The sequence below is a fragment of the Neopararhizobium haloflavum genome (genome assembly GCF_002750855.1).
Lineage (GTDB): Bacteria > Pseudomonadota > Alphaproteobacteria > Rhizobiales > Rhizobiaceae > Georhizobium > Georhizobium haloflavum.
The window spans coordinates 439,389-451,656 of sequence record NZ_NWUC01000002.1 but is presented as its reverse complement, the minus strand read 5'-3'; the positions used below and the strand labels follow the sequence as shown (position 1 = coordinate 451,656).

Annotated in this window: 12 protein-coding genes and 1 pseudogene; 5 read left to right on the top strand and 8 right to left on the bottom strand. The window is 61.8% G+C overall.

All coding sequences use genetic code 11. The features are described 5' to 3' along the window. Positions 1–42: 42 nt before the first annotated feature. Complete coding sequence (locus CN673_RS06630; RefSeq protein WP_099865435.1) at positions 43–303, bottom strand: DUF2312 domain-containing protein; 261 nt, start codon at positions 301–303, stop codon at positions 43–45. 110 nt (positions 304–413) lie between these two features. Continuing rightward, positions 414–743, bottom strand: a complete 330-nt coding sequence (locus tag CN673_RS06625; protein ID WP_245409808.1) for a DUF1244 domain-containing protein — start codon at positions 741–743, stop codon at positions 414–416. Between the two features lie 185 nt (positions 744–928). Here CN673_RS06625 and CN673_RS06620 point away from each other — a divergent pair. Both CN673_RS06620 and pyk read left to right on the top strand, forming a co-directional pair. Beyond that, positions 929–1,402, top strand: a pseudogene (locus CN673_RS06620) (DUF1036 domain-containing protein); the annotation flags it as partial. Between the two features lie 158 nt (positions 1,403–1,560). Further along, entirely contained in the window at positions 1,561–3,000 is a 1,440-nt protein-coding gene (gene pyk, locus CN673_RS06615) for a pyruvate kinase (RefSeq protein ID WP_099865434.1), read from the top strand. Here the strand turns inward: pyk and CN673_RS06610 are convergent, their stop codons facing one another. Continuing rightward, entirely contained in the window at positions 3,001–4,044 is a 1,044-nt protein-coding gene (locus CN673_RS06610) for an alpha/beta fold hydrolase (RefSeq protein ID WP_245409807.1), read from the bottom strand. Between the two features lie 56 nt (positions 4,045–4,100). After that, positions 4,101–5,081 (bottom strand): NAD(P)H-quinone oxidoreductase, encoded by a 981-nt coding sequence (locus CN673_RS06605; RefSeq protein WP_099865640.1) that lies wholly within the window; start codon positions 5,079–5,081, stop codon positions 4,101–4,103. 125 nt (positions 5,082–5,206) lie between these two features. On the opposite strand from CN673_RS06605, the gene CN673_RS06600 reads away from it, so the two are divergent. Both CN673_RS06600 and rcdA read left to right on the top strand, forming a co-directional pair. Beyond that, the gene (locus CN673_RS06600) at positions 5,207–5,395 is read left to right on the top strand and encodes a DUF1192 domain-containing protein (RefSeq protein WP_099865639.1); all 189 of its coding nucleotides are present in this window, start codon (positions 5,207–5,209) and stop codon (positions 5,393–5,395) included. Positions 5,396–5,792: 397 nt separating this feature from the next. Next, entirely contained in the window at positions 5,793–6,311 is a 519-nt protein-coding gene (rcdA, locus tag CN673_RS06595; protein ID WP_099865433.1) for a protease adaptor protein RcdA, read from the top strand. Between the two features lie 79 nt (positions 6,312–6,390). On the opposite strand, the gene rpmE is transcribed toward rcdA, so the two are convergent. Continuing rightward, positions 6,391–6,612 carry a 50S ribosomal protein L31 gene (rpmE, locus tag CN673_RS06590; RefSeq protein ID WP_099865638.1) on the bottom strand — a complete coding sequence of 74 codons (222 nt, stop codon included), beginning with the start codon at positions 6,610–6,612 and terminating at the stop codon, positions 6,391–6,393. Positions 6,613–6,786: 174 nt separating this feature from the next. On the opposite strand from rpmE, the gene CN673_RS06585 reads away from it, so the two are divergent. Next, on the top strand, positions 6,787–8,601 hold the full coding sequence (locus CN673_RS06585) for an ABC transporter transmembrane domain-containing protein (protein WP_099865432.1): 1,815 nt from the start codon (positions 6,787–6,789) through the stop codon (positions 8,599–8,601). Between the two features lie 3 nt (positions 8,602–8,604). On the opposite strand, the gene CN673_RS06580 is transcribed toward CN673_RS06585, so the two are convergent. Genes CN673_RS06580 through CN673_RS06570 form a run of 3 tightly spaced genes read right to left on the bottom strand, consistent with a single transcriptional unit; the run spans position 8,605 to position 12,238 of the window. After that, on the bottom strand, positions 8,605–10,116 hold the full coding sequence (locus CN673_RS06580) for a class I adenylate-forming enzyme family protein (protein WP_099865431.1): 1,512 nt from the start codon (positions 10,114–10,116) through the stop codon (positions 8,605–8,607). Between the two features lie 39 nt (positions 10,117–10,155). Beyond that, positions 10,156–11,187: a peptidoglycan -binding protein gene (locus tag CN673_RS06575; RefSeq protein ID WP_099865430.1), complete on the bottom strand. Its 1,032-nt coding sequence runs from the start codon at positions 11,185–11,187 to the stop codon at positions 10,156–10,158. Between the two features lie 4 nt (positions 11,188–11,191). Continuing rightward, positions 11,192–12,238, bottom strand: coding sequence for a MotA/TolQ/ExbB proton channel family protein (locus CN673_RS06570; RefSeq protein ID WP_099865429.1), 1,047 nt, complete (start codon positions 12,236–12,238; stop codon positions 11,192–11,194). Positions 12,239–12,268: the final 30 nt, after the last annotated feature.

The window sequence follows — 12,268 nt, the reverse complement described above, 5'->3', positions numbered from 1 at the left end:
AGCCAGCCGCGGCCTTGTGCAAGCAGTGCGCCCAGGCGCTGATTATTCGCTCGGCGCGGGGCCCATTCCCAGAGCGTGCAGGTAAGTATCGAGGATCGCTTCCTGCTCCATGCGCTCATCCTTGTCGATCTTGCGCAGCGAGATGACCTTGCGCAGCGCCTTTGTATCGAAGCCTGTGCCCTTGGCTTCGGCATAGACGTCCTTGATATCGTCCGCGATCGTCTTCTTTTCCTCTTCGAGGCGTTCGATCCGCTCGACAAATGCACGCAATTGGTCGCGTGCGACGCCGCCTGTGTCGGACATCGCTCTAACTCCTGTTCGTCTGCCCTGGAAGGTGCCGGCCTTGGTTCCGGCTCGGCGATGAGGTGCCGCGAAGTGGCGCCGTCGTCAAGACCAATTCGTGACGCTTGTGCTCACTCGTGACGCGGTGTGTCCGCAAAAGCAGCCTCTTGCTCTGGCGTGGCATCGCTCTGAAAGCGGGCTTTCCACTCCGAATAAGGCATGTCGTAGACGATCTCGCGGGACTGGTCCTTGGTCATCGCGATGCCGTCAGCCTCGGCTGCGTCGCGATACCAGTTGGACAGGCAGTTCCGGCAAAAACCGGCCAGGTTCATCAGGTCGATGTTCTGAACATCCGTGCGCTCGCGCAAGTGGGCCAACAAGCGCCTGAAGGCGGCCGCTTCGAGTTCCGTGCGCTTTGCCTCGTCAAGCCCCAGCGTGTGCTTCACATCCGATGCGCTCACAATCGTTCTCCCTTCGCTTGCCGCATGCCTTGATCGACAGATGGCGATTGTCTGAAGCAGTTTCTAGCTGGGCCGATACAATCCCGTCAACCGGGGCCTAAAGGGCCCCGCCATCGGTTGCGAAAGCCGCATTCATGGGTTGCGCTTCGTTGACAATCCGTCCGCCGCAGCGCACAACCAACATGATGAATCAAACGGGAAAATCGATCGACCACGTGCCTGCGAGCGTACGCCCCATGTCATGGCTCCTACGATTTTCGGCCGTTGCCGCGCTGTCTTTCGTGGCGTTGGCCGGGCAATCCCAAACGGCCCGTGCCGATTTCAGGGTCTGCAATGGTACCCAGAACCTCGTCGGGGTTGCGATCGGCTATCGCGCGTCGGACGGCTGGGTGACCGAGGGCTGGTGGCAGATACCCGCGACCTCATGCGCGACGCTGATCGAAGGGCAACTGCAATCGCGCTATTACTACCTTTACGCCGAGGATGCGGCGCGGGGCGGGCGCTGGGCAGGTGAAATCAACATGTGCGTAGCCGACGACGAGTTCAAGATCGTCGGCGTGCAGGACTGCGTTGCCCGCGGCTATCAGCGCATGGAATTCAAGGAATACGATACGGGCCGGCAGGGCAGTTGGATGGTGCAGCTCTCTGACGTGCCAGGTGCTGTTCAGGAAATCCCCGATGAGCCCGATGGCGCGGCGAACCCGGCCCGAGACCGTCCGTCCGCCGGGAACGACGAAACGAACGGCGCGCAAGATGGCGATGCATCGCCGAGCGACGACGCCGACACCACAGCCAATGACGAGGAAGGCTCCCAGGAATGAAGCGTCTCAGGAAGGTCAAGATCCTCGCCACACTCGGACCGGCATCGTCCGAAGAGGCGATGATCCAGAAGCTCTATGAAGCTGGCGCCGACCTGTTTCGCATCAATATGAGCCACGCCAGCCATGACATCATGCGCCAGCTCATCGGTCGCATTCGCAATGTCGAAAAGGCCGTTGGCCGCCCGATCGGCATTCTTGCCGATATTCAGGGCCCGAAGCTCCGGGTCGGAAAGTTCAAGGACACCAAGGTCGAACTGGGGATCGGCGATACCTTCACGCTGGATGATGACCCCACGCCAGGCGATCGCACGCGGGTGAACCTGCCGCACAAGGAAATTCTCGAGGCGGTCCAGCCAGGGCATCGCCTGCTGATCGACGATGGCCGTCTTCAGCTCAAGGCTGTCAAGACGGATGGCCGTTCGATCGAGACCGTCGTCGTCTCCGGCACGCACATATCCGACCGCAAGGGCGTCAGCCTGCCGGACAGCACCCTTGGCACCGGCGCGCTGACGGAAAAGGATCGCAAGGATCTTGAGGCGGTAATCGCGACCGAAGAGGTCGACTGGATCGCGCTGTCCTTCATCCAGCGGCCGGAAGATCTTGCGGAGGTGCGCAAGATTGTGCGCGGCCGGGCCGGGCTGATGTCCAAGATCGAGAAGCCGCAGGCGCTTGAGCGCATCGATGAAATCATTGAACTGTCCGACGCCTTGATGGTCGCGCGAGGCGACCTCGGGGTCGAAATGCCGATCGAGGCCGTGCCGGGCATTCAGAAGCAGTTGACGCGCGCTTGCCGACGCGCAGGAAAGCCTGTTGTCGTCGCGACACAGATGCTGGAATCGATGATCTCCGCGCCCGTGCCGACGCGCGCCGAGGTCTCGGATGTCGCCACTGCGGTCTTCGAAGGCGCCGATGCGGTGATGCTGTCTGCCGAGTCCGCTGCGGGCGACTATCCCGTCGAGGCCGTAAGCACCATGGCGGCCATCGCCAGAAAGGTCGAGCGCGACCCCAATTATCCCAGCATCATCTACGCGCAGCGCCCCCAACCGGAGGCGACTGGTGCCGACGCCATCTCACTTGCAGCGCGGCAGATTGCGGAAACGCTGAATTTGTCGGCGATCGTCTGCTACACCTCATCGGGCACGACCGGACTGCGCGCCTCGCGCGAGCGCCCGGAAACGCCGATCCTGGCTCTCTCGCCGGTCATCCACACGGCGCGGCGGCTTTCTGTTTGCTGGGGACTTCATTGCGTCGTGACCGAGGATGCGACCGATCTCGACGACATGGTGGACCGGGCCTGTCGCATCGCCCACCGCGAAGGCTTTGGAAACCCCGGCGACAGGCTGATCATCACCGCCGGCGTGCCGCTTGGGACGCCCGGCGCGACGAACATGCTGCGCATCGCCTATATCGGCTCGGACGGCCAGTCCGGCATCTGATCAGCATTTCTCGTCGTCATCTGCGACCCGTGCCTCGACAGCATCGGCCAGCCCGTCAAGATCGCGCTCCATTCCCGCCAGAACCTCGATCGCAGCGACGGCGAGGTCATTTGCCACATAGTCCGGCTTGTGGCCCATATTGGCGATACGGATCAGCTTCGCATCGGCAATGTCGCGTTCCAGGCCGCGTGAATGGATCTCCGGGGCGACGACATCGTCGCGTGTGCCGGTGATGATGATCGTCGGGGCATCGATATCGGGGTACTGACGTGAGGCACCTTTGACATAGGCGTTGAGATTGGCGACGTCGGTTGCGTTGTATCGGAACGCCGACGGGCGCAGCACCAAGGCCGGTGCAGTCTCCTCGGCATAGTCTGCAGGCATCGGGTTGGGCGCGAAAACACACCGCGTCCCGCTCGCCACACGTCCCATGCCCACAGGTAGCGACACGAGGCTGGTGAACGCCGCTCCGGTGAAAGACGAGCGCGCCACGCCATAATACCATGCGACACCGCCGGGCCAGGCGTGCGTGGCTGGGGCCAGAAAGAGAAGCCCGGCGGTCTTTTCGGGAAACTGAAGGGCGAAGCTGGCGGCAATGGCAGCACCGAAGGAGTGCGCGGAGATGATGGCTCTTTCGATGCCCAGCTTGTCCATCACGGCAGCGACTGCCCGGGCCTGTCCGTCTGGATAGGCGTTCTCGGGGCCGCCGCGCTCCGAATAGCCGTGACCGGGCCTGTCGACGAAAAGCAGTTCCGCCCGTCCCATAAGCGGTTGGCGGAACGCGGTGAGTTGATCGCGCAGATTGCCGCTGGCCCCGTGGAGGAAAACGATCGGCGGCAGGTCGCCGCCTTCGGCCGCTTCATGCACCACATGCATGCGATACCCATCCAGCTCGACGAAACTGCCGACCGGTGGATACAGCGCTTCGATACGTCCCGTCTGCCAGCGCGTATAGCCGAAGAGCAGTGCGGCAACGACGACGAGGAGGACGAGGAGATGAAGCATGAGGCGCATGAGAACCGGTATGGGATGACGATCAGACAAGGTATGGGAACCTTGCCATGTCTACGCGCCGCGCCGCCGATCGGTTTCGCGCATGGTCATCGCATCTCAAGAACGATCTTGCCGATATGACTTGTATCCTCGATGCGTGCATGGGCTGCTTTTACGTCCTCGAATGGCAAGATCGTATCCATGACAGGCTTGACCCGGCCAGACGCAATGAGGGGCCACACGCTCGACTTCAGCTCTGCTGCAAGACGCGCCTTGAAAGCCGCATCGCGCGCTCGAAGGGTGGACCCGGTATGGGTCAGACGTTTCATCATCAGCTTGGAAAAGTCTGCCTCGGCCTTGCGTCCGTTGAGGAAGGCAATCTGCACGATGCGTCCTTCGATCGCCGCCGCGCTGTAATTGCGGCTGATGTAATCGCCACCCACCATGTCCAGGATAACATCTGCGCCATGGCCATCCGTTACCGCTTTGACCGCGTCGACAAAATCCTCCTCGCGGTAGTTTATCGCGTGGTCGGCACCAAGGTCACGGCAGACCTCGCATTTTTCTTTCGATCCTGCCGTCGCGATGACCCGTGCGTCGAATGCCTTGGCAAGCTGAATCGCCGTGGTCCCGATCCCGGACGTGCCGCCATGAACCAGCAATGTCTCGCCACCTTTCAAGCCGCCGCGCTCGAAGACGTTGTGCCAAACGGTGAAGAACGTCTCGGGCACTGCGGCCGCCTCGGCCATGGAAAGGTCGCCGGGGATCGGCAGAACGCTGCCTTCATGAGCCACGCAATGGGTCGCATATCCGCCGCCTGCGATGAGCGCGCAAACCGCTTCGCCAACAGACCATGCGGTGACGCCTTCGCCGACAGCCGCAATCTGGCCGGCAACTTCGAGGCCCGGAATATCGGATGCGCCGGGCGGGGGAGGATAGGCACCGACCCGCTGCAGGCAGTCCGGCCGGTTGATGCCTGCCGCCTTGACCGCGATCAGCACCTCGCCGGCGCCGGGCTCAGGCATCGGGCGATCAACGATCGCCAGCACGTCCGGTCCGCCGGGCTTGGTGATTTCAACGGCTTTCATCGTTCCACTCATCAGCATTCCGTCCTGTTTCGCATTGCCAGGCTTCGTCTTATAGTGCCTGTCATGGGGTCATGGCGAGGGCAGGGGACAATTCGGCCACTGCCGACGATGCGAGGACTGGTGCGATGGCAATGTTCGATGAGGAACCCAAGCCGCTGGCCAAGGTGCATGAAATCGGCGCCGATCTGACGTTGCTGTCGGCCGACGAACTTGGAGAACGAATCGCGGCGTTGAAACGTGAGATCGAGCGTCTCGAAGCAGAACGTCAGGCAAAGTCGGCGAGCCGAGCCGCCGCAGAGAGCTTCTTTCGCTGATCAGGTCGTACATTCTACGACCTCGAAGATTCTAGGAAAAATTAGCCTGTTAAGTGTTTGTTAATCGTGGTGGTGTTTAATCGAAACATCCAGACGTTCTGGATGCTTTGCAGACTGACTGCTGGTCACTCTGTTTGACGCCTCCCTGTTAAACTCTCGAGAGCCGCATTTGCGGCTCTTTTTTTGTCCAGCGCCCGCGTTTGCGCGTCCCGCTTGCCAAGCCGCGTTGTGGACATTAACCCTTTCTTAATTACGTTCTTGCCTCCGACCGTGCCGCCGTCCCATTCTAGCTCTAGATCGGACGGAACGTCCCGACGACTCGTGTGTTTAGACCTCAATGGGCCAAACGCGCGTGTTCGGACCAGCCAAAAAGACGTGCCCAAGGGAAGCGCCTTCAATGGAAGATATTGAAACGAACACGATCAGCTTTGCAGGTCATGTCGCCAGCTCTGCGCCCTTCAAGTCGCTGTATGCGGAAGGAATGGGTCTTGTTGAAGAGACGGCGAGTTACCTGGACGGCCCCGGTCGGCAGTCCTCGAAAGATCTGCCGCGAATGGCCTCGATCCTCTATGCCGCCGAATCGATGAGACTGACGACGCGGCTGATGCAGATGGCCTCCTGGCTCCTTCTGCAGCGCGCCGTCAACAATGGAGAGATGACGCGCGACCAGGTCATCTCCGAAAAGAACAAGGTCCGCATCGAGAGCTTTACGGTCGACACGACGGCGCCCGGCTGGGACGATCTGCCCGAAGCGTTTCGCGAACTCGTCGCCCGATCGCTCCGATTGCAGGCGCGTGTCGCGATGCTCGACCGGGAAATCTACAACGTCGACCAGACAGACGAGTTGCGTCCCGACAACGAGAACAGCGTCCAGGCACAAATCTCGCTGCTGCAAACGGCGTTTGCGCGGCACTGAGCCGGCAATATTCTCAATACGGTCAAACAAAAAAAGCCCGGTCGAACCGGGCTTTTTCCATTCAGCGCAGAAGCAGGTCTTAGAGGCCGAGGCCTTCGAAACGCTTCTTGAACTTGGAGACGCGGCCGCCGCGGTCCAGAAGGTTCTGGTTGCCGCCGGTCCAGGCCGGGTGCGACTTGGGGTCGATTTCGAGCGTCATGGTGTCGCCCTCGGAGCCCCAGGTCGAATGGGTCATGTATTCCGTGCCGTCTGTCATGATCACCTTGATCATGTGATAGTCGGGATGCGTATCGGCTTTCATCGTCTCAGGTCCTGACTGTTCGAGGGCGCGCAGACCAGCATGCGTTGCGGCAAATCGGCCCAAATGGGTGATGGAGCGCCGCCGATCAAGGTCACGGCTTCCTAATTTGATGGCGAGCCTATACAGGAAGGAAAATTCGATAACAAGGCCCCGCGGGACGAATCCGGGGTGAACATGCTGGAGTCCGGGCGGTTGGCAGAAATTGAGACGAAGACGAGGGGCCGATCGGTCCGGCCCCTGGCGCGGCTTTTTCCCTACGTACTACGTTATCGCAAGCTCGTTGCCGGAGCGCTGGTCTTTCTCGCGCTGGCCGCCACCATGACGCTGACCTTGCCGCTCGCCGTGCGCCGCATGATCGACCACGGCTTTTCGACCGACGACGCGAATTTCATCAACAACTACTTCCTCATGTTGCTTCTCATCGCGGTGCTGCTCGCGCTGGCGAGCGCGTGCCGTTACTATTTTGTCATCACGCTCGGAGAGCGCGTGGTCTCGGACTTGCGGCGCGATGTGTTCGCGCACGTCACCCGGCTCTCTTCCTCGTTCTACGATGTCAATCAATCCGGCGAGATCGTTTCGCGGCTGACGGCAGACACCACGCAGATCAAGTCGACGGTCGGCGCCACCGCCTCGCTCGCCTTGCGCAACACCATCCTGTGCATCGGCGCGATCGCAATGATGATCGTCACCAGTCCAGGCTTGTCGAGCCTCGTCCTGGGGGCCATTCCGATCATTGTCTTTCCTCTGGTTGCCTTCGGACGGGCCGTGCGGCGTCGTTCGCGTGCCGCTCAGGATACGCTCGCCCATGCCATGTCCTATGCCGGCGAGGCGATCGGCGCCTCGCGCACGCTTCAGGCGTTCAACAACGAACCCGTCGCCGGCCAGCGCTTCAACGATGCTGTCGAATCCGCTTTCTCGGCGGCCCGGGATGCTGTTCGCGCCAGGGCATGCTTGACGGGCTTTGCGATCTGCATGGTCTTCGGCAGTGTCGTCGCAGTGTTGTGGTTCGGCGCGCAGCGTGTCCTGGACGGATCGATGTCGCCCGGCACGCTCAGCCAGTTTCTGCTCTATTCGTTGTTCGCAGCCGGCAGCCTCGGCGCGCTTTCGGAAGTCTGGAGCGAGATTTCGCAGGCGGCCGGTGCTGCAGAACGCCTGTCGGAACTTCTCGATGAAGTGCCGGCCATACGCGCACCGGCCGATCCCGTTCCGTTGCCGGCGCCGGCCACCGGATCGGTGGCTTTCGAGAAGGTCTCTTTCGCCTATCCCGCAAGAGACGATCTGCCGATCCTTTCCGGGCTGGATCTTTTTATTAGGCCCGGAGAGACCGTCGCCATTGTCGGGCCTTCTGGCGCCGGCAAGAGCACGCTTTTCTCGCTGTTGCTTCGCTTTTACGACCCAATGTCCGGCCGGGTGCGGGTCGATGGGATCGACATCGCCAGGGCCGATCCGGCCGAAGTCCGCGCGCGTATCGCGATTGTCCCTCAGGACGTCACGATCTTTGCCGGTACGGTGCGCGAGAACATCGCCTTTGGCAGGCCAGAGGCCGCGGAAACGGCGATCCACAGTGCGGCCATCGCTGCGCTCGCCGATGGCTTCGTTCGCGAGCTGCCGGATGGCTACGATACGATGGTGGGCGAGCGCGGCATCACCCTTTCAGGCGGTCAGCGGCAGCGGATCGCCATTGCCCGCGCCATCTTGAAGGATGCGCCGATCCTGCTGCTCGATGAGGCGACCTCCGCGCTCGACGCCGAAAGCGAAACGCTCGTTCAGCGTGCGCTGGAGGGCCTGATGAAGGGCCGCACAACGCTTGTCATCGCCCATCGTCTGGCAACAGTCCTGAAGGCCGACCGCATTCTGGTCATGGACCACGGGCGTGTCGTGGAGGAGGGGACGCATCAGGCGCTTGTCCGCCGCGATGGCGTTTACGCACGCCTGGCGAGGCTCCAGTTCGAACAAGGTTGGGATGAATACCTGCAGGCAGCCAAATAGCCGTCAGGCCCGTTGCCGCCAATCCTCGCGCAGCGCTGTCTTGAGGACCTTGCCGTAATTGTTCTTGGGCAGCCGATCCATGAAGACATAGGCTTTCGGTCGCTTGAACCGCGCAATCGATTCGAGGCAATGGGCATCGAGCGCGCCTTCGTCTGCTGTCGCTCCATCACGAAGGACGACATAAGCGACGACGATTTCGCCCCACTCGTCGTCCGGCGCTCCGATGACGGAGACATCCGCGACGGCCTCGTGCGAGAGCAATGCCTCTTCGACCTCGCGTGGATAGATGTTCGTGCCGCCGGAGATGATCACATCCTTGGAGCGGTCCTTGAGCGTCAGAAAGCCGTCCTGGTCAAAGCTTCCCATGTCACCTGTCCGCAGCCAGCCGTCTTGCAGCGCCGCCGCCGTGGCATCTGGATTGCGCCAATATCCGGCCATGACAGCTGGTCCGCGAACGACGACTTCGCCAACGGTGCCGCATGGAAGTGACTGCCCCTGCGAACCGATGACACCGACCTCCATCAGGCTTTGCGCTCGCCCGACCGAGGCAAGTCGATCGCGCCATCGCGGATGGTTGCGGTCGGAGACCATCGACTTTGCCATTGCCGTGATCGTCATCGGGCTTTCACCCTGGCCGTAGATCTGGGCAAGGCGCGGCCCGAGCACGCGGGTGGCGTCGATGATGTCGGCCAGATACATCGGTCCCCCGCCATAAACGATCGTCTTGATGCCGGCCGTGTCCTCTTTTCCCGGCGATGCGGCGACAAGACGCTTCACCATCGTCGGGGCCGCAAACATATGGATACGTCCGAGCGCCCGAGCCAGAGAGAAGATTTCGTCCGGCCGAAACCCGCCGGAGGCCGGGATCACATGGCGTGCGCCGCGCATGACGTGCATGAAATTGTATAGGCCGGCCCCGTGGCTGAGCGGCGCCGCATAAAGGGCGGCATCTTCTGCCTCAACCGTGTCGACGTCGATGAAATAGCACGCTGTCATAGCGGCGACGTTTCCATGGGTGATCATCACGCCCTTCGGGCGACCCGTCGTACCCGACGTGTAGAAGAGCCAGCATAGATCGCTCGCCTCGCGCGCTATGGGCGCGTCGACAGGCGCCATATCCATAAGGGGGGCGAGCTCGACATCGTCGAGCGAGGTGATGGCCGGCGAATGCTTGTCCAGCGCCGGCCTTGATCGCGGTTCGACGAAGACCAGCTTGCAATCCGCGTTCTCAATGATCCAGGCGGCTTCGTTCGCGTGCAGCTTGGCATTGATCGGCACGGCCACGCCGCCGGCATACCAGATCCCGTAGAGCGCGCGCAGGTAGTGTACCGAATTGCCCGCGAAAATTGCCACCCGGTCGCCGGGCGCAACACCGGCGGCGATGAGACCTGCAGCCACCGACGCAGCCTCTTGCCGGAATTTCCGATAGTCCGCGACAACCGTGCTTCCAAGAAGCAAGGCGGCGTTGTCGGGATGCATCCGCGCCGTTCGCTCAAGCCACGACGCGACATTCACCGCTTCTGTCCCGCATGGAGGGTCGGCCGCTCTGCCATGTCAGCGCTCGGTCAGTTTCAATTCGATCCGCCGGTTCGTCGCGCGCGCCTCCGAACTGTCGCCTTCGACGATCGGTTGGAATTCCCCGAAACCGGCGGCAACAAGTCGGTTGGCCGGAACACCCTGTTCGATCAGGAACTTGACCACGGCCGTCGCGCGTGCCGACGAGAGCTCCCAGTTGTCCTCATACTGTCCGGTGCCCGAAAGCGGGACGTTGTCCGTGTGCCCGTCGACGCGCAGGACCCAGTTGATGTCGGAGGGAATTTCCTGCGCGAGCTCCAGCACGGCCGTCGCCAGTTCCGCCATCTGCTCTTCGCCTGCCGGATTGAGATCGGCCCCCCCGGAAGGAAACAGAACTTCGGACTGGAAGACGAAGCGGTCGCCCACGATGCGGATATTCTCGCGATCCGATAGAATCTCGCGCAGCCGGCCGAAGAAATCTGATCGGTAGCGGTTGAGCTCCTGCACACGCTGGGCGAGCGCCACGTTGAGCCGCCGGCCAAGATCCGCGATGCGCGCCTGGGCCTCTTCGTCGCGGTCCTCCGAAACATCCAGCGCGCCTTCCAATGCGGCAATCTGGCTGCGCAGGGCGGAAATCTGCTGGTTGAGGAGTTCGACTTGGCTGAGAGCCCGCTGGCTCATCTGGCGTTCTTCGTCGAGGGACTGTTCCAGCGAACCGATCTGGTTTTCCGCTTCCGAGGAGACCCCCTCGTTGCGATCAAGCAATTGCTGGAGTCGTGAGCGTTCCTCTTCCGATTGCGAAAGCGAAGCGCGCAGATTGGCCAGTGCATCCTCGGCATCCTGACTGGCGGCCTGTTCCAGAGCCAGCAGTTGCGTCAGTTCGTTGATCTGGCTGTTCAACCGGTTGAGAACGACGTCGCGTCCACTGATCTCCCGGCTGAGCAGGAACTGCGCCAGCACGAAGACGGACAACAGGAACATGATCGCGAGCAGCAACGTCGACAGTGCATCGACGAAGCCCGGCCAGTAGTCGACGGTCCTTTCGCGACGCCGGTTGCGGGCAAGCGCCATGGCGTTAGGTCTCGCTGCTCTTGTCGCCGGGTTCCATGCGCTCGGCAAGATCGTTCAGCGTGTTGCGCAGCGCGCGCGATTCCTTTTGCTGCGCCTCGATCCAGTCCCGGAGCATCTGCTGCTCGGACCGCATGTTCTTGACCAGACCCTGAATGCCCTCGGCCAGATTGGCCATCGCGGTGGTCGAGCGCTGCGACATGCCGCTTTCCTGCGACAGCGCCTGCAGGCGTTCCGTGAGAAGCCGCAGTTCGTCGCTGTTGCCCGGTTCTTTTGCGAAGTCTGCGGCGAGGCGTTCGGAGTCCATATCCGTCACGGTGGCCAGCCAGTTTTCCAGTTCGGTGTAGAACCGGTTCTGTGCTCGCCCAGCCTGAAGGTCGAGGAAGCCGAGGATCAGAGAGCCCGAGAGACCGAAGAGCGAGGAGGAGAACGCGGTGCCCATGCCGCCCAGCGGCGCGGAGAGCCCGGCCTGCAGGCTGGCGAGAATGTCGCTGGTGTCCCCACTGCCTGGATCGAGCGACTGGATCGTGCTGTTGATCGAGCCGATCGTATCCAGAAGCCCCCAGAAGGTGCCGAGCAGGCCGAGAAAGACCAGAAGACCGATGAGATATCGCGATGTATCACGCGATTCATCGAGGCGGGTGGCGATCGAATCGAGAATGGAGCGCAGCGATGAGGTGGAGAGCGCCATCTCCTGCCGCTGCCCGACCAAAGCCCGCATGGGCGCCAGCAGCACGGGTTCACGCCCCGCTTTTTCGGCGCTGCCTGCCGCCCGGAAGGAATTCACCCAGCGCACTTCAGGCCTGAGACGCAGGACCTGATTGAAGGCCAGCAGGATGCCGATCAGCAGAACGCCGAGAATGAGACCGTTCAGCCCCGGATTGGTGACGAAGGCTGCCTGGATCTGACGGTAAAGGATGGCGGCCAGAAAACCCACGATGATCAGGAAGATCAACATGCTCCAGAAGAAGACGAGCGGGCTCGATAGCTTGTGAATATCGGTGCTGGTTCCGCCTTCGGATATCCCCCAGCCCGAGAATTTCAAACCTGCCATACGAAGAAGGCTCCCAATCGTCGCATGGGC